19 protein-coding genes are annotated in these 15451 nt (G+C 66.5%); 7 read left to right on the top strand and 12 right to left on the bottom strand.

What is annotated here, in order from left to right; genetic code table 11:
* Positions 1 to 141: 141 nt before the first annotated feature.
* From denD (ACQKLX_RS17775) to ACQKLX_RS17820, 10 genes are read right to left on the bottom strand one after another with little or no spacing between them, the layout of a single operon-like run.
* Positions 142 to 1125, bottom strand: a complete 984-nt coding sequence (denD, locus tag ACQKLX_RS17775) for a D-erythronate dehydrogenase (RefSeq protein ID WP_427362885.1) — start codon at positions 1123 to 1125, stop codon at positions 142 to 144.
* Positions 1126 to 1153: 28 nt separating this feature from the next.
* A complete protein-coding gene (gene denD, locus ACQKLX_RS17780; protein ID WP_427362886.1) occupies positions 1154 to 2146 on the bottom strand; it encodes a D-erythronate dehydrogenase in 993 nt (330 codons plus the stop codon).
* A 19-nt stretch (positions 2147 to 2165) separates the two neighbouring features.
* Positions 2166 to 2912, bottom strand: a complete 747-nt coding sequence (locus tag ACQKLX_RS17785) for an SDR family oxidoreductase (protein ID WP_427362887.1) — start codon at positions 2910 to 2912, stop codon at positions 2166 to 2168.
* Between the two features lie 25 nt (positions 2913 to 2937).
* Complete coding sequence (locus ACQKLX_RS17790; RefSeq protein ID WP_427362888.1) at positions 2938 to 3384, bottom strand: GNAT family N-acetyltransferase; 447 nt, start codon at positions 3382 to 3384, stop codon at positions 2938 to 2940.
* A gap of 1 nt (position 3385) precedes the next feature.
* Entirely contained in the window at positions 3386 to 4060 is a 675-nt protein-coding gene (locus ACQKLX_RS17795; RefSeq protein ID WP_427362889.1) for a GNAT family N-acetyltransferase, read from the bottom strand.
* A complete protein-coding gene (locus ACQKLX_RS17800; RefSeq protein ID WP_427362890.1) occupies positions 4057 to 4383 on the bottom strand; it encodes a hypothetical protein in 327 nt (108 codons plus the stop codon). Before ACQKLX_RS17800 ends, ACQKLX_RS17795 begins: the two co-directional genes overlap by 4 nt.
* Complete coding sequence (locus ACQKLX_RS17805) at positions 4380 to 5219, bottom strand: isocitrate lyase/PEP mutase family protein (protein ID WP_427362891.1); 840 nt, start codon at positions 5217 to 5219, stop codon at positions 4380 to 4382. Before ACQKLX_RS17805 ends, ACQKLX_RS17800 begins: the two co-directional genes overlap by 4 nt.
* 11 nt (positions 5220 to 5230) lie before the next feature.
* The gene (locus ACQKLX_RS17810) at positions 5231 to 5599 is read right to left on the bottom strand and encodes a hypothetical protein (protein WP_427362892.1); all 369 of its coding nucleotides are present in this window, start codon (positions 5597 to 5599) and stop codon (positions 5231 to 5233) included.
* A 27-nt stretch (positions 5600 to 5626) separates the two neighbouring features.
* Positions 5627 to 5845, bottom strand: a complete 219-nt coding sequence (locus tag ACQKLX_RS17815) for a hypothetical protein (protein WP_427362893.1) — start codon at positions 5843 to 5845, stop codon at positions 5627 to 5629.
* Between the two features lie 22 nt (positions 5846 to 5867).
* A complete protein-coding gene (locus tag ACQKLX_RS17820; protein ID WP_427362894.1) occupies positions 5868 to 7691 on the bottom strand; it encodes an IlvD/Edd family dehydratase in 1824 nt (607 codons plus the stop codon).
* 336 nt (positions 7692 to 8027) lie between these two features.
* On the opposite strand from ACQKLX_RS17820, the gene ACQKLX_RS17825 reads away from it, so the two are divergent.
* Together ACQKLX_RS17825 and ACQKLX_RS17830 are read left to right on the top strand one after the other, a co-directional pair.
* On the top strand, positions 8028 to 9212 hold the full coding sequence (locus tag ACQKLX_RS17825; RefSeq protein ID WP_427362895.1) for a pyridoxal phosphate-dependent aminotransferase: 1185 nt from the start codon (positions 8028 to 8030) through the stop codon (positions 9210 to 9212).
* 2 nt (positions 9213 to 9214) lie between these two features.
* The gene (locus tag ACQKLX_RS17830; protein ID WP_427362896.1) at positions 9215 to 9550 is read left to right on the top strand and encodes an NIPSNAP family protein; all 336 of its coding nucleotides are present in this window, start codon (positions 9215 to 9217) and stop codon (positions 9548 to 9550) included.
* Here the strand turns inward: ACQKLX_RS17830 and ACQKLX_RS17835 are convergent, their stop codons facing one another.
* Entirely contained in the window at positions 9551 to 10864 is a 1314-nt protein-coding gene (locus tag ACQKLX_RS17835; RefSeq protein ID WP_427362897.1) for an MFS transporter, read from the bottom strand. It abuts the gene before it with no gap.
* Positions 10865 to 10934: 70 nt separating this feature from the next.
* A complete protein-coding gene (locus tag ACQKLX_RS17840) occupies positions 10935 to 11828 on the bottom strand; it encodes a tellurite resistance TerB family protein (RefSeq protein ID WP_427362898.1) in 894 nt (297 codons plus the stop codon).
* A 277-nt stretch (positions 11829 to 12105) separates the two neighbouring features.
* Between ACQKLX_RS17840 and ykgO the strand changes: the two genes are divergently transcribed.
* The 5 genes from ykgO to ACQKLX_RS17865 all read left to right on the top strand — a co-directional run bounded on the left by ykgO (position 12106) and on the right by ACQKLX_RS17865 (position 15161).
* Entirely contained in the window at positions 12106 to 12231 is a 126-nt protein-coding gene (gene ykgO / locus ACQKLX_RS17845; protein WP_038363015.1) for a type B 50S ribosomal protein L36, read from the top strand.
* A 164-nt stretch (positions 12232 to 12395) separates the two neighbouring features.
* On the top strand, positions 12396 to 13040 hold the full coding sequence (locus ACQKLX_RS17850; protein ID WP_427362899.1) for a tetratricopeptide repeat protein: 645 nt from the start codon (positions 12396 to 12398) through the stop codon (positions 13038 to 13040).
* 180 nt (positions 13041 to 13220) lie between these two features.
* On the top strand, positions 13221 to 13634 hold the full coding sequence (locus ACQKLX_RS17855; protein WP_427362900.1) for an MbcA/ParS/Xre antitoxin family protein: 414 nt from the start codon (positions 13221 to 13223) through the stop codon (positions 13632 to 13634).
* Positions 13628 to 14341: an RES family NAD+ phosphorylase gene (locus ACQKLX_RS17860; RefSeq protein WP_427363043.1), complete on the top strand. Its 714-nt coding sequence runs from the start codon at positions 13628 to 13630 to the stop codon at positions 14339 to 14341. The genes ACQKLX_RS17855 and ACQKLX_RS17860 overlap by 7 nt, the downstream gene beginning before the upstream one ends.
* A gap of 19 nt (positions 14342 to 14360) precedes the next feature.
* Positions 14361 to 15161 carry an endonuclease/exonuclease/phosphatase family protein gene (locus tag ACQKLX_RS17865; protein WP_427362901.1) on the top strand — a complete coding sequence of 267 codons (801 nt, stop codon included), beginning with the start codon at positions 14361 to 14363 and terminating at the stop codon, positions 15159 to 15161.
* Positions 15162 to 15451 lie beyond the last annotated feature (290 nt).

Here is a 15451-nt window from a genome sequence, read left to right on the forward strand (position 1 = left end):
GACATCATGGCTCCGGAAAGGTGACGCCATGCCCTGCCATGGCGCGGCCGGCTTGGCCAGCCCGAAGGCGCGGAAGCGAGATTTTCAGATTGTTCATCCGGGCTGAGATGGTCGGGTCAAGCCCGAGCATGACGCCTTACGTCACGCGACGAAGGTGCCGCCAAGCTCGTCGTCGATATGGGCGCGGATGATCTCCTCGAAGCTCGATTCCGCCTTGAAGCCGAGGGCCGGGGCGCGCTTGGCGTCGAAATTGCGCGGCCAGCCGGCGACGATGGCGTCGATCACCGGATCGGGCACGCGCTTGATGCGCTTCACCACGTTCTCGCCAGCGACCTTGCGCAGCGCCTCGATCTGCTCGGCGACGGTGGCGGAATAGCCCGGCATGGTGAGGGCCCGGCGCGGGCCGATCGCGTTGGTGTCCATCGTCGCGGCATGGACGAGGAAGCCGACCGCCGAGCGCGGCGAGGCGTGCCAGTGGCGAACCTGGTCGGAGACCGGCAGCACGGCGTCCTGGCCGTTGAGTGGCTCGCGGATGATGTTGGAGAAGAAGCCGGAGGCGGCCTTGTTCGGTGCGCCCGGGCGCACGCAGATCGTCGGCAGGCGGATGCCGACGCCGTCGAAGAAGCCGCGGCGGGAGTAGTCGCTGAGCAGCAATTCGCCGATCGCCTTCTGCGTGCCGTAGCTGGTCAGCGGCGTCGTGAAGAACTCGTCCTCGATCTTGTCATGGAAGGGGGCGCCGAAGACGGCGATCGAGGAGGTGAAGATCACCCGCGGCTTGTAGCCGTCTCCGGTGAGGCGGATCGCGTCGAAGAGATAGCGCGTGCCGTCGAGATTGATGCGGTAGCCCTTGTCGAAATCGGCCTCGGCCTCGCCGGAGACGATCGCGGCGAGATGGACGATGAGCTCAGGGCGCGAGGCGATCAGCTTCTCGGCTTCGCCTGGCTGCGAGAGATCCGAGGTCAGCGACTCGAAGGCGAAGGGCGCGTTCGCCGGTGCCTGGGCCGGGAAGACGTCCTGCGCCGTCACCTTGTCGATCGCCTTGCCGCCAAGGCCGCCGTCGCGCGCCAGGCGCTCGATGAACTTGCGGCCGACCATGCCGGCGCCGCCGATGACGAGGATATGCATGTCTTTGTCCGATCTTCGTTTCTTGCGTTCAGTTGGGTAGGCGGTCGCCGAGATCGTCCTCGATATGGACGCGGATGATCTCGTCGAAGTCCTGCTCGGCCTTGAAGCCGAGCGACAGCGCTCGCCTCGCGTCGAAGCGGGTCGGCCAGCCCTTGATGATGGCAGCGGAGGCCGGATCGGGGGCGCGGCGGATCAGCTTCACCGCCTTGTCGCCGGCGATGCGGCGCAGCGCCTCGATCTGCTCGCCGACGGTGACGCAGACGCCCGGCATGCTGAGATTGATGCGCGGGCCGAGCTGCTCGCGTGTCAGCGAGGCGCCGCGCAGCAGGAAGCCCACGGCCGAGCGCGGCGAAGCATGCGTGAAGATCACGCTGTCCTCGACCGGGAGCAGCGCCTCCAGCCCCTGCAGCGGCTCGCGGATGATGCCGGAGAAGAAGCCGCCGGCCGAGGCGTTGGGCTTGCCCGGCCGGATCACGATCGAGGGGAAGCGGATGCCGACGCCCTCGACGAAGCCGCGGCGCGAATAGTCGGCGAGCAGGAGCTCGCCGATCGCCTTCTGCGCGCCGTAGCTGGTCAGCGGCGTGACGTGGAACTCGTCGGAGATCGCCGGCGGGAAGGGCGCGCCGAAGATGCCGCTCGACGAGGAGAAGACCAGCTTGGGGACGTAAGCACCATTCCTGGCACCCTCCTGCCGGATCGCCTCCAGCAGGTTGCGCATGCCGTCGAGATTGATGCGGTAGCCCTTGTCGAAATCGCGCTCCGCCTCGCCGGAGATGATCGCGGCGAGGTGGAAGATGACATCGGGCCGCAAGGCTGCGAGCTCGGCCGCGACCGCAGCCGAGCTCGAATCCTCGGTGCGCGTCTCGATCGGCACGGTGAAGTCGGCGGGCCGCGGCGGCGCCACGACGTCGGTCAGCGTCAGCCGCGTGAGCGGCTTGCCGTTGCAGGCGCCCTCGCGAGCGATGCGAGCGGCAAGCCGAGAGCCGATCATGCCGGCGGCGCCGCTGATCAGGACGTGCATGGCGCTTCTCCCGCGCAGATCAGAGCGCGAAGCCACCATCGGCAAGATGGATCTGGCCGGTGGTGTAGCTCGCCTCGTCCGAGCCGAGATAGACGGCGAGCCAGGCGATCTCCTCGGCGGTGCCGAGCCGGCCCATGGGCTGGCGATCGATGAAGGCCTGACGGGCAGCCGCCTCGGTCGTCTTCGTCACCTTGGCGAGCTCGATGATGCGCTGGTCGAGAGAGGGCGACTGGATCGTGCCCGGACAGATCGCGTTCGAGCGGATGCCCTTCTTGATGTAATCGGCCGCGACCGCCTTGGTCAGGCCGATCACCGCTGCCTTGGTGGCGCCGTAGACATAGCGGTTCGGGATGCCGCGGACCGAGCCGGCGCCCGAGGCGATGTTGACGATCGAGCCCTTGCCGGCGGCGAGCATGCCGGGGATGAAGGCCTTGATCGTGCGATGCATCGACTTGACGTTGAGGTCGAAGGAGAACTCCCAGGCCTTGTCGTCGCATTCCAGGATCGTGCCGTGGTGGACGAAGCCGGCGGCGTTGACGAGGATGTCGATGGTGCCGACCTTCTCGGCGAAGGCCTCGACCGCCTTGGTCGAGAGCACGTCGAGCTTGCGCTTCTTCGCCTTCGGGATGCCGTCGAGCAGGGCGACGTCCTTGTCGGTCGCCCAGACGGTCGCGCCCTCGGCGACAAAGGCCTCTGCGATCGCCCGGCCGATGCCCTGTCCGGCGGCGGTGACGACCGCGACCTTGCCCTTCAAACGTCCTGCCATTGTCGTTTCTTCCCTGGTTTCCCGATTATCGGAGGCTTTTGCGCATATGGATCAGCCGGCGATCCGGCAGATCCTCGTAATGGGTGGTCTGGTAGCCGAGCCGCTCGTACCAGCCGATGCGGTCGGCGAGCTTCTCGTGGGTGTAAAGATGGACCGCGTCGTGGCCGAGCGCTTTGGCCCGCTCCTCGGCGAAGTCCATCAATTGCGAGCCGATCTTCCTGCCGGTCGCGGCGGGCGAGACGGCGATGCTCCAGAGCGTGAATTTCGCCGGCTCCTCCTCGAGCACGAGGACGCCGTCGAGCGTCCCCTCGCTCTCGGCGAGCCAGATCTCGTGCTCCGCCAGCACCTCACGATAGTCGGCGATGCGCGGCAGCGAGGGCACGCCGATGATGCTCTCGTTCGGCAGATAGGCGGCCTGCGTCAGCGCCACGATCGCCGGGATGTCGTCGGTCGAGGCGCGGCGCAGGGCCATCTCAGGCGGCTCCCGCAGTCTTCATGCAGTCGGCCAGCGAACTCTTCTGCTGGCCCTGCGCGTCGAAATTCTCCGGCGCGAGCCAGTTGCGGAAGCCCTGCCCGACCTTGGGCCATTCACTGTCGAGGGTCGAGAACCAGGCGGTGTCGCGGTTGGCGCCTTTCACCACCTGATGCTGGCGGAAGAGGCCCTCATACTGGAAGCCGAAGCGCAAGGCGGCGCGCTTGGAGGGCTCGTTGAGGTTGTTGCACTTCCACTCATAGCGGCGATAGCCGAGCGAGAAGCCGTACTCGCCGACGAGATAGACCGCCTCCGTCGCCATGCGGGTGCGCTGCATCGACGGGGAGTAGGTGATCCAGCCCACCTCGAAGACGCCGTGCTCGGGCCTGATCTCCATCATCCAGAGATGGCCCTTGGCCTTGCCGTCGGCTTCGTCGATCACTGCGAAGGGAATGATGCCGGCTTTGCCCGCCATCATTGTCAGCAGTTCCCGATAGGCCTCGCGGCTCGGCGGCAGCGTTGCGGGCAGCCAGTCCCAGACCGAAGCGTGGCCGTCCATAGCCTGCCAGATATCGTCGAGATGGCGGGCCGGATCGAGCGGCTCAAGCCGGCAGTAGCGGCCCTGCAGCACCTTGACCAGCGGGAAGGAGCGGGGCGTCCAGTCGAGCGTCGTCATGCCTTGATCGTCCTGCGCCAGGCGGAGAGGTCGTGAGTGATCTGCCAGTCCGGGCCAAGCTCGGCGGCGATGGCGGCGGCGAGCGCCGCGCCTTCCGCCTCCCAGGCAGAGCGCTCGGCGTCATCAGCGAAATCGGAGGCGGCCTCGTTGGCCTCGTCATAGATCGCGTCGAAAGTGTCCATCCAGCTTTCCAGCCGGTCGGCGAGCTGGTCCGACAGGCCGATATCGTCGGCATCGGCCGGCTTGCGCTTGCCCTTGGCGTCGATCTGCCAGAGCCCGCTCTTGCCGAGCCATTCCGGGGCGATGAGCAACTGTCCGCTCACGAGCGCGCCTTGAGGTCGTCGCGGAAGAACGGATTGAGCGGGGCCGAGGCGCCGTTGCCGGCAAAGCCCTTGAAGCTGCCCTCCTGCGCGATCAGGCGCGTCGCCTGGATGAAAGCGGACCACGCGGCGCGTGCCAGGGCTCCGCCGATCGAGATCCGGCGCGTGCCGGTCGCGGCGATGTCGGAAACGCTGAGGCCGACATCGCCATAGACCAGCGTGTTGACCGGCTTGCCGCCCGCCGCTGCGACGATGGCGCTGATGTCGGCCACAGTCTTCGGGCCGGGGGCGTAAAGCACGTCGGCGCCGGCTTCGGCATAGGCCTTGATGCGACGCACCGACTCGTTCAGCGCGTCGGGGTGGCCGGTGAGGAAGCATTCGGCGCGCGCGGTCAGCACAACGCCGGAGCCGGTCTCGTCGACGGCGCGACGGGCTGCCTTGATACGCTCGACGGCGAGCTCGAAGGGATAGAGCGGCTCGTCGCTGCGGCCGGTCGCATCCTCGATCGAGAGGCCTGCGACGCCTGTTGCGATGCAGAGCTTGACGTTGGCGGCGACGCCGTCCGGGGTATCGGCATAGCCGTTCTCGAAATCGGCGTTGATCGGCAGATCGGGAACCGCCTTCACCAGCTCGGCGAGATGGGCCAGCATCATGTCGCGTGGCACGTCCTGGTCGGCACGCCCTTGCGTGAAGGCGAAACCGGCGCTGGTCGAGGCGAGCGCCTTGAACCCCTGGCCGCGGAGCCAGCGGGCCGAGCCCTCGTCCCAAGGGTTCGGCATAACGAAGCAGCCGGATTCATGGAGTTTGCGAAACGCGTCGACTTGCGGGCTCTGAGCCATTTTAAATCGTTTCAGATAGGTTCAGGGGAGCCATATTGTCGTTGCCGTGCCGGTTTGTCAGCCCCGTTTGCACGCATCGGCGTGTGGCCCCTGATGCGTGACAGGCATGCTGCGACGGGGGGGCAGCCGAGAATACCGGCAAACATGGCCGCGACCGCGGCAATCACTGCTACCACAGCCATCATGCCGAGATGGAGCAGGAAGGCGAGGCCGGCGACGGGCAACAGGATCGCGCCGATGATCGCGCCTGAGACGATGCGGCCGGAACCGCCGCGCCAATGGCCGATGGCGCCACCGAGCAAGGCGCCGAGCACGCACAGCAGCACGAGCAGCGTCGCCGCCTGCGGGTCAACTCCAGTCAACTCGGCAAGCCAGGTCATCGTGTTCTCGGCGAAGGGGAGGGGCCTTCACCAGAAGAACAGGAAGGCGCCGAGCACGACAAGCCCGACGAAGACCGAACCGAAATAGCTGCCGAGCAGCAGGGTGATCGCGAGGCCGGCAATGGCGCCGAGGGCCGCGGTCGGAACCAGCGGATAGCGCCGGTGCAGCGCGAGCTGCCTGGCGGCGAGGCCGCCCAGCAGCGCGGCGAGCGCTGCCAGGGCAATGTCGAAGACGCCTAACGGCATCTGGAGAGGCCGCCGGAGCCGCTCAGTGGTTGTCGCGCGGCACGCCGAACTTCTTGTGGATCTTCTGGTACTTGACCGCCGGCTTCAGCACCATGCCCTCGGAGAGCTCGTCGACGATCTTGCGCTGGATCTCCTGCCACGGCGTCTGGCTCTTCGGGTACTTGTAGCCGCCGGCCGCCTTGAGCTCGGCGCGGCGCTTCTCCAGCTCCTCGTCCGAGATCAGCATGTTGGCGGTGCGCTTCTTCAGGTCGATGCGGACCTTGTCGCCGGTCTTGAGCAGGGCGAGCCCGCCGCCCGTCGCCGCTTCCGGCGAGGCGTTGAGGATCGAGGGCGAACCGGAGGTGCCGGACTGGCGGCCATCGCCGACGCAGGCGAGCGCAGTGACGCCCTTCTTGATCAGGTAATCCGGCGGCCGCATGTTCACCACTTCGGCCGCGCCGGGATAGCCGACCGGGCCGACGCCGCGGATGAACAGCACGGTGTGCTCGTCGATCTTGAGTGAGGGGTCGTCGATGCGGTGGTGGTAGTCCTCCGGCCCGTCGAAGACGACGGCCTTGCCCTCGAAGGCCATCGGGTCCTTCGGGTTTTCCAGATAGCGCTTGCGGAACTCCGGCGTGATCACCGAGGTCTTCATGATCGCCGAGTCGAACAGGTTGCCGGAGAGGTTGAGGAACCCGGCCTCCTTCTTCATCGGCTTGTCATAGGCTTTGATGACCTCGCGATCACCCGAGAAGGCGCCTTCGCAGTTCTCGATATGGGTCTTGCCGTTGGCGGTGATCGCCGGCTTCAGCTTGCCCTTGGCGATCAGCTCGGCGATCACGGCGGGCAGGCCGCCGGCGCGATAATAATCCTCGCCGAGATATTCGCCGGCCGGCTGCATGTTGACCAGCAGCGGCGTGTCGTAGCCGATCTTGGTCCAGTCCTCGTTGTCGAGCTTGACGCCGATATGCTTGGCGATGGCGTTGACGTGGATCGGCGCATTGGTCGAGCCGCCGATCGCCGAGTTGATGACGATGGTGTTCTCGAAGGCCTCGCGCGTCAGGATCTTCGAGGGGATCAGGTTCTCCCAGACCATCTCCACGATGCGGCGGCCGGTGAGATAGGCCATCTCGTAGCGGTCGCGATAGGGTGCGGGGATCGCGGCGGCGCCGGGCAGGGTCATGCCCATCGCCTCGGCGAGCGCGTTCATGGTCGAGGCGGTGCCCATGGTGTTGCAATGACCCGCGGATGGCGCGGACGACGCAACAAGATCGACGAAGCCGCGATAGTCGATCTCGCCGGCAGCCATCATCTGGCGGGCCTTCCAGACGATCGTGCCCGAGCCGGTGCGCTCGCCGCGGAAGGAGCCGTTCAGCATCGGCCCACCGGGCAAGGCGATCGCCGGGATGTCGACGGTCGCGGCCGCCATGATCTGGGCCGGGGTGGTCTTGTCGCAGCCGGTGGTCAGCACGACGCCGTCGATCGGGTAGCCGTAGAGGATCTCGACCAGGCTGAGATATTGCAGGTTGCGGTCGAGCGAGGCGGTCGGTCGCTTGCAGGTCTCCTGGATCGGATGGATCGGGAATTCGAAGGGCACGCCGCCCATCTCGCGGATGCCGTCGCGGACGCGGGAGGCGAGCTCGAGGTGGTGGCGGTTGCAAGGGGCGATATCGGAGCCGGTCTGGGCGATGCCGATGATCGGGCGGCCGGATTGCAGCTCCTCGCGCGACAGGCCGAAGTTCATGGTGCGCTCGATATAGAGCGCGGTCATGTCGGCATTGGCGGGATTGTCGAACCAGGCTTTCGAGCGCAACTGCTCCGGCTTGATCTTGCGGACCGGCTTTTTCCCACTCGGCGTCTTGGCCATCCCGTCATTCCCTCTGGCAGCCAGGCGGCCTTCGCGCCGCTTCGGCATCGTCTTAAATCGATTTGATCGGCAGGTCATGCCGATCATGAGCGGAGCGGCAAGGACGCTTGCCGTAATCGCTGTATGCTGCATACAACGACTTGAGGCGCTGTGCCAATCGCTTGGTCGGCGCTGTCGCCAGCAAAGGTCGCCGCGGCGCAGTTTGCAAGTGTTCCAAATGCGTCCCCGTCCGGACTGGAACGCAAGGAGCGGGCTTGCGCGGCTGCCGGCTTTGCGGCCAAGACAGATCGAACACGCGGCGGCATGAGACCGGCTGCGAGCGAAGAGGAAACCGCCATGACGCTGCACGTCGTCCCTTCCTTCGGCCGGATCGGTGAGGAGAACGCCTTCGCCGTGCTCGCCCGCGCGACCGAATTGCAGCGCCAGGGCAAGGACATCATCAATCTCGGCATCGGCCAGCCTGATTTCCCGACGCCGGAGCATATCGTCGAAGCCGCCGTGAAGGCGCTGCGCGACGGTCATCATGGCTACACGCCGGCCAACGGCATCCTCCCCTTACGCGAAGCGGTCGCCGCCGACCTGCACAAGCGCTTCCAGGTCGAGGTCTCGCCGGAGGCGGTGATGATCGTGCCGGGCGGCAAGGTCACCATGTTCATGGCGATCCTGATGTTCGGCGAGCCCGGCGCCGAGATCCTCTATCCCGATCCCGGCTTCCCGATCTATCGCTCGATGATCGAATACACCGGCGCAACGCCGATCCCGGTGCCGATCCGCGAGGAGAACGGCTTTGCCTTCTCGGCCGAGGAGACGCTGGCGCTGATCACGCCGAAGACCCGGCTCCTCATCGTCAACTCGCCGGCGAACCCGACCGGCGGCGTCACGCCCAAGGCCGAGGTCGACAAGCTCGTCGCCGGCCTGGCGAAGTTCCCCGATGTCGCCGTGATGTCGGACGAAATCTACGACCAGATGCTCTATGACGGCGAGAAGCATGTCTGCCTGCTGAGCTATCCCGAGATCCGCGACCGGCTGATCCTGCTCAACGGATGGTCGAAGACCTATGCCATGACCGGCTGGCGCATGGGCTTCTCGGTCTGGCCGAAGCCGCTTTACGACAATGCCCGCAAGCTCGCGGTGAACTCACATTCCTGCGTCAACGCGCCGGCGCAGTGGGCGGGGCTCGCCGCCCTGACCGGTCCGCAGGATGCGGTCGCGATGATGCTGGCGGAGTTCGACCGGCGCCGGAAGGCCGTGGTGGCAGGCCTGAATGCGCTGCCAGGAGTCTCATGCATCGTGCCGAAGGGCGCCTTCTACGCCTTCCCGAACGTGTCGCAGACCGGCTGGAAAGCGAAGAAGCTGGCCTCGGCCCTGCTGGAGGAAACCGGCGTCGCCACGATCGGCGGGCCGGATTTCGGCGTCCACGGCGAAGGCTATATCCGGCTCTCCTATGCCAACTCGCTGGAGAATATCGAGCGGGCGCTCGGGCGGATGGGCGAGTTCCTAAAGAACGCCAAGGCGGCCTGAGAATGACGATCACCTGCCATCTGCGTTACGTCGTCGACCCCTATCAGCTCCCGGCCTTCGAAGCCTATGGCAAAGCCTGGATCCGCCTGGTCGAGAGGTTCGGCGGCAAGCATCACGGCTATTTCATGCCGTCGGAAGGCACCTCGAACGTTGCGCTGGCGATGTTCAGCTTCCCGTCCTTCGCGGAATACGAGGCCTATCGCGAGGCTGCGTCCAAGGATGCCGAATGCCTCGCCGTGGTCGCCGAGAACGAGAAGCACCGCTTCATCGTCAGCTATGAGCGCAGCTTCTTCCGGCCGGTTTTCGAGGATGATCAGGGCGTCGAGCGGGCGCCCTGATCATCCGGAGGACCTGACGCGTCCCGGAACCAGCCGGACCTTGCGTGGCGCCGCCAGCCAGATCGCCGCCGCCGAGACGAAGCAGCAGGCGATGACCAGCAGGAAGGCGAGGCGATAGCTGCCGGTCACGTCATGGATCGTGCCGGCGAGCCAGGGACCGGCCGCGCCGCCGCCGAGCAGCGCCACCGTGACCGTTCCGAAGATCGCGCCGAAATGCGGCCCCTCGAAAATCTCGAAGACGATCGGGCCCATCACCGAGGTGATCGCATAGCCCAGGAAGCCCTGCGTGATCACCATCACATAGAGCAGCACGGGCGAAGGCGTATGCTCAAGCGCGATCAGCGCGGCATAGCAGATCGCGAAGCCGAGGCAGCCCGCCATCCAGATCCATTCGCGGCCGATCCGATCGGACAGGGCGCCGAGGCCGATTTGACCTGGGATGGCGACGGCGCTGACCAGCCCAAGCGCCCAGGCCGCCATGAGCGGGGAAAAGCCGATCTCGGTCAGATATTTGGTCTGGTGGACCTGCACGGCATACCAGGCGATCAGCGCGCAGAAATAGCCGAGCATGATCCACCAGAAGCGTGCCGTGCGCAGCGCCCGTGCCAGCGTCCATTCGATCGCGACCCAGGCCGGATCGACCACGGCCGCCTTGCGCTGCGCCGCGACGGCACCCGCCGGGCCGGTCTCGCCATCCGGCTGCAGTCCGAGGTCCTGCGGCTTGCGGCGGACCAGCAGGTTGAGCGGGCCGAGCAGGAAGAGCACGAGCAAGCCCATGATCCAGCAGGCGGCGCGCCAGCCATCCCGGCTGATGATCGATTGCAGCCAGGGCAGGAGCAGCAGCGCGCCGACGCCGACACCGGAAAAGGCGATGCTGATCGCGAAGGCCCGGCGACGCACGAACCAGTTCGGCAGGAACAGCGACTGCGCCGAGAAGGTCATCAGATTGGCGCCGCAGCCGACCAGGACGCCGAGCGTCAGGTAGAGATGCCAGGCCGCGCCGATGGCGGGCGCGATCAGGAGGCCCGCGGCCAGCATCGCCACGCCGATCTCGATCACGACGCGTGGACCATGCCGGTCCATGACGCGGCCGACGAAGGTACTGGTTACGGCCGAGAGCAGGAAGCCGAAGGAGAAGGCGCCCGAGGCGAGCCCGCGATCCCAGCCGAATTCGTCGATCAATGGCGGCAGGAGCAGCGAGAAGGCGGTACGCGCGCTGACGGCAATCGCCATGGTGACAAAGGCGATGCCGATGATGACCCAGCCATAATAGAACGGCAGGCGGGCCGACCAATGCGGGGATGATGATTGCATCCCGCATTGGATGGTCGGGCACGCCGGGCGGTCAATCCGCGCCCGACGCACTCCGGCCTTGCGTCAGAGTTCAGGCCTTCGCGGCGCTGGCGGCAGCGTCGATGTTCGCGACCAGCTCGGCGTCGAGGCCAAGCGAGCCGGCGAGACCTGCGAGGAAGTCCTTCTCGGCCGGGGTATCCGGATTGATGGCGATCCGGGCGGCCGTATAGATCTGTGCGGCGAGCTCGGGGCTCTCGGCGCCTTCTACCAGCGCATCGACGCTCGCCGGGTTGGCCAGCTCCTTGGCGAGCCACTCATTGGCTTCGGCATCGAGGCCGGCTTCGCGCAAGCCGCCAAGGATGGCGTTGCGCTCGGCATCGTCGATATGACCGTCGGAGGCGGAGGCCGCGATCATGGCGCGGATGAAGAGCAGGGCGCTGGCATTGCTCGCCGCTTCCGGCTCGAAGCCGGAGCCGGCCGGAGCGGGCAGGGCGGCCTGCTGGTCGGCGCCGAGCAGCGGCTTGCCGGCCTGATAGTTCTGATAGGCCTTGTAGGCGAGGCCGCCGATCAGCGCGAGGCCGCCGATCTTGGCGGCGGAGCCTGCGAGCGAGCGACCGGCCGAGGTACCGAAGATCAAGGCGCCGAGACCGCCGAGCACGGCGCCGGCTGCGAGCTGGTTGCCGCCGAGCATGCCCTTGGCTTGCTCGATCAGCTGCTCCGGCGTCTTGCCGCCTGAGAACTGGCCGACGATGTCGTTCGCGCCCTGCTGCAGCCCGGTATTGCGGGCCGCGTCCTGTACGCCCTGCGTCGCCTGGCCGAAGATCTGACCGGCCATGCCGGCGAGCCCACCGGCGCCGCCGGCCTGCTGGACCTGCTGGGCGAGGTTGCCGAGCACGCCGCCGAGCCCGCTGGCCTGGCCGCCCTGGGCACCAGCCTGGCTGCCCGCATTGACGAGGGCGTCGAGGAGGGACTTGGCGTTGAACATCGAAAGAGCTCCCTGATAGGTCTGCTGCCGCCGCAATCTAGGCATGCGCCAGCCGGGATGCTAGGGCGGCCATGCGATTGCGACGAGAGCATGACGCATGCGATTGCGCGGCGGAAAAACGAGCCGGGGCCTTGCCAATTCCCGCAAAATCCTTATACAGCCGGCCATCGCATCAGGCGCGCATGTCGTTTGCTCGATGAGAGCCGGCTTCCGGTTCGCGTCGCCTTCAGTTTTTTGACCGGTTCTGCTGCGAGGCGGGCCGATGGGAGTACCGGTTATGAAGATCCGCAATTCGCTGAAGTCGCTGCGTGCGCGCCATCGCGACAACCAGCTCGTGCGCCGCAAGGGCCGCGTTTACATCATCAACAAGGTCCAGAAGCGCTTCAAGGCGCGTCAGGGCTGAGGCGTCGCGCGGCTCCAGAGCCGCGCCATCAGCGTCCTTGTCGAAATTGAGAGCGGGCTGCACATGGTGCGGCCCGCTTTTTTGGCATGTGCATGGTCGCGTTCTCCAGCGATCTCGCTGGGCCGTGAATTGACGCGAAGCCCCATCGCGCCCACCTTGGAGGCATGAGGTTCTCACGTCTTGCCCGTATCGCGCTGATTCCGGGGCTGCTCTTTGTGGCTGTGCCGGCAGCGGTTGCTCAACAGGCGCCGCTGCGCGATGGCGCGGTGCCGAACGCCGACCGGGACGACAAGCCGAATCTGCCGGAAGCGCCGCCGTCGCGCAGCCCGGCCGCTACGCTCGACCGGTTGTTCGAGCGCCTTGCCGCTGCCAAGACCGCGGACGAGGCGAAGGGCATCGCCAATCTGATCCAGCGCCGATGGGCCCGCTCCGGCTCGGACACGGCCGATCTCCTGATGACGAGGGCGCAGGACGCGCTGAAGGCGCGCGAGTTGCCGCTGGCGATCGAACTGCTCGACCGCGTCATCTCCCTAGAGCCCGACTGGGCCGAGGGCTGGAATCAGCGGGCGAATGCGCTGTTCCTGCAGGGCGACCCGATTCGCTCCATGCTCGACATCGCCGAGACGCTGAAGCGCGAGCCGCGCCATTACGGAGCGATGATGGGGCTCGGCACGATCCTGCGCCAGCAGGGCGACGACAAGCGCGCCATGGTTGCCTATCGCCGCGCGCTCGCGGTCTATCCGCAGTTGGAAGCGGTCAAGGACGCCGTCGAAGCGCTCAAGCTCGAGGTCGACGGCCGCGACGCGTGAGCTGCCGAATCTCTCATGCTCGGGTTTGATCCGAGCATCTCCGGCCGGATGAAGCTCCCATCATACTTCTCGTCCTGAGATTTTCGGGTCTGCGCTTCGCTCCGCCTGAGAATGATGCATGCACCTGCTCTTGCCATTTGGCAGCATTTTAGTTATCTTTTGCCAAATGGAGACTGCCTGATGAGCCAGCTCTCGCCGGTTCCGACTGCCCCTGACGCCTTCTCGCCCGCTGCGATCACCGAAGCGGAGGCCGAGGCGATGTTCCGAGCGTCGGTGAATCTGTTCCGGCTCTGGGGCCTGACCGACGAGGAGGCCGCCGTGCTGCTCGATCAGCCGGTACGCAGCTATCGGCGCTGGAAGGCGGGCGAGATCGGCCGGATCGATCGCGACGCCAGGGCGCGACTCTCCAACCTGATGGGTGTCCACAAGGCGCTGCGCCTGATCTTCCGCGAGCCGCAGCGCGGCTATGCCTGGATCAAGGCGGGCAACGAGGCCTTCGGCGGCAAGTCGGCGCTGCAGGTCATGCTCGGCGGCGAGCTTACCGACCTGATGCGGGTGCGGCGCTATCTCGATGCGGAGCGCGGGCCCTGGTGAGTCCGGGCGATTTTCCGGTGGCGCGGGTCGAATGGCCCGGAGCGATCCGCATCATCCGCAGCGCCTTCCCGCCGATCGACCTGTTCGAGGACATCGCCGATCCAGCCGACTGGCCGCTCCTGATCCAGGCCGAGATGAAGACCAATCCACGGCTGATGGAGACGATCGGCAATCTCGATCTCGTGCCGCCGTCGCGCCGTGTTTCAGGCGCCGGGGCGAGCTGGCTGATGGCGCCGTTCAGCCATGTCAGCCGGGACCGGCCGAGCCGCTTCAGCGATGGCTCGTTCGGCGTTCTCTACGTTGCAGAGAGCTTCGAGACGGCGCTGTTCGAGACGATCCACCACCATGGCCGCTTCATGGCCAGCACCGGGGAGGCGCCGGGCTGGACCTCGCAGTTCCGCGAACTGGCGCTCTCGGTCGACGCCACCCTGCATGATCTGCGCGGCGAACGGGTAGGGGAGAGCGCACTCTTGCGCCGGGACAACTATGCGGAAAGCCAGGCGCTGGGCATAAAGCTGCGCGCCGCCAGCTCGGATGGCGTCATCTATCCGAGCGTGCGCCGGCCAAGCGGTGAGTGCGCCGGGCTGTTCTGGCCCGACCTCGCGAGCAATCCCGTCCAGGGCCGGCATCTCGACTATCACTGGAATGGCGAGCGGGTCGATCTCTACCGCGAGGCCGGGACCGGCAAGGTGTTCCGGATCGGCTAGACTGGCAAGGGCTACTGCATTGCGCATCATGTGCCTGAACGGCTGGGGCGGGACGTTGCACGAGGAGGCGCGCGGCTATCTCGCCCGGGAAGCGCCGGATGTTCTCTGCCTCCAGGAGGTCGTCCACACGCCGGCGACAGCGAAAGAGTGGCTTGTCTACCGTGACGGCGATCATGTCCTGCCGCAGCGTGCCAATTTCTTCCGGGATATGTCGGAAGCTCTGCCGGAGCATGTCGCGATCTTCTGCCCGGCGGCGCAGGGTATTCTCTGGGATGGCGAGGATACCATTCCGTCGCAATGGGGGCTCGCGACCTTCGTCCACCGCAGGCTCCCCGTGATCGGGCAGGTCCAGGGCTTCGTGCACAAGGGCTTTTCCCCGGACGGCTATGGCGAGCATCCGCGCTCGCGCAGCGCTCATGTCGTCCGGCTCCACGATTTCGATCAGGGCGGGCCGATCACCATCGCGCATATGCACGGGTTGAGAGATCTGAACGGCAAGATCGACACACCGGAGCGTCTCGAGCAGGCGCATCGCCTGGTCAGCCTTGTCCAGGCCGTGGCGGAGCCGGGGGATCGACTCGTCGTCTGCGGCGATTTCAATGTCGAGCCCGGCAGCCGGACCTTCGCGATTCTGGCCGGCCTGGGGCTGAAGGACCTCGTCGTCGGCCGCGGCCATTCCGATACCCGGACATCCCATTACAAGAAGCCGGGCCGCTATGCCGACTACATGCTGGTGAACGAAGTGGTCGAGGTTCTCGCTTTCGAGGTCGTCGAGCAACCCGAGGTTTCGGACCACCGGCCACTGCTGCTCGAAGTCTAACGACCAAAGCTGCCTCCCTATCGTGCGGGAGGCAGCCTCATATGTTGGTGCCGTCAGGTTGCGAGGCGGGCGCGGGTGCGCACGACCATCAGAGCCGCTTCATGGCCCGCACCGGAGAAGCGCCGGGCTGGACCTCGCAGTTCCGTGAACTGGTGCTGTCGGTAGACGCTACCCTGCACGATCTGCGCGGCGAGCGGGTAGGCGAGAGCGCACTCTTGCGCCGGGCTGTTCTGGCCCGATCTCGCCGGCAATCCCGCCCAGGGCCGGCATCTCGACTATCACTGGAATGG

Source organism: Allobosea sp. NPDC003192, from assembly GCF_050275675.1.
GTDB lineage: Bacteria > Pseudomonadota > Alphaproteobacteria > Rhizobiales > Beijerinckiaceae > Allobosea.

Coding starts and splice junctions, on each gene's coding strand:
- ACQKLX_RS17810 (WP_427362892.1), bottom strand. CDS start 5,599: ATGACCTGGCTTGCCGAGTTGACTGGAGTTGACCCGCAGGCGGCGACG.
- ACQKLX_RS17850 (WP_427362899.1), top strand. CDS start 12,396: ATGAGGTTCTCACGTCTTGCCCGTATCGCGCTGATTCCGGGGCTGCTC.
- ACQKLX_RS17830 (WP_427362896.1), top strand. CDS start 9,215: ATGACGATCACCTGCCATCTGCGTTACGTCGTCGACCCCTATCAGCTC.
- ACQKLX_RS17825 (WP_427362895.1), top strand. CDS start 8,028: ATGACGCTGCACGTCGTCCCTTCCTTCGGCCGGATCGGTGAGGAGAAC.
- ACQKLX_RS17840 (WP_427362898.1), bottom strand. CDS start 11,828: ATGTTCAACGCCAAGTCCCTCCTCGACGCCCTCGTCAATGCGGGCAGC.
- ACQKLX_RS17795 (WP_427362889.1), bottom strand. CDS start 4,060: ATGACGACGCTCGACTGGACGCCCCGCTCCTTCCCGCTGGTCAAGGTG.
- ACQKLX_RS17820 (WP_427362894.1), bottom strand. CDS start 7,691: ATGGCCAAGACGCCGAGTGGGAAAAAGCCGGTCCGCAAGATCAAGCCG.
- ACQKLX_RS17815 (WP_427362893.1), bottom strand. CDS start 5,845: ATGCCGTTAGGCGTCTTCGACATTGCCCTGGCAGCGCTCGCCGCGCTG.
- ACQKLX_RS17790 (WP_427362888.1), bottom strand. CDS start 3,384: ATGGCCCTGCGCCGCGCCTCGACCGACGACATCCCGGCGATCGTGGCG.
- denD (WP_427362886.1), bottom strand. CDS start 2,146: ATGCACGTCCTGATCAGCGGCGCCGCCGGCATGATCGGCTCTCGGCTT.
- denD (WP_427362885.1), bottom strand. CDS start 1,125: ATGCATATCCTCGTCATCGGCGGCGCCGGCATGGTCGGCCGCAAGTTC.
- ACQKLX_RS17835 (WP_427362897.1), bottom strand. CDS start 10,864: ATGCAATCATCATCCCCGCATTGGTCGGCCCGCCTGCCGTTCTATTAT.
- ACQKLX_RS17785 (WP_427362887.1), bottom strand. CDS start 2,912: ATGGCAGGACGTTTGAAGGGCAAGGTCGCGGTCGTCACCGCCGCCGGA.
- ykgO (WP_038363015.1), top strand. CDS start 12,106: ATGAAGATCCGCAATTCGCTGAAGTCGCTGCGTGCGCGCCATCGCGAC.
- ACQKLX_RS17805 (WP_427362891.1), bottom strand. CDS start 5,219: ATGGCTCAGAGCCCGCAAGTCGACGCGTTTCGCAAACTCCATGAATCC.
- ACQKLX_RS17855 (WP_427362900.1), top strand. CDS start 13,221: ATGAGCCAGCTCTCGCCGGTTCCGACTGCCCCTGACGCCTTCTCGCCC.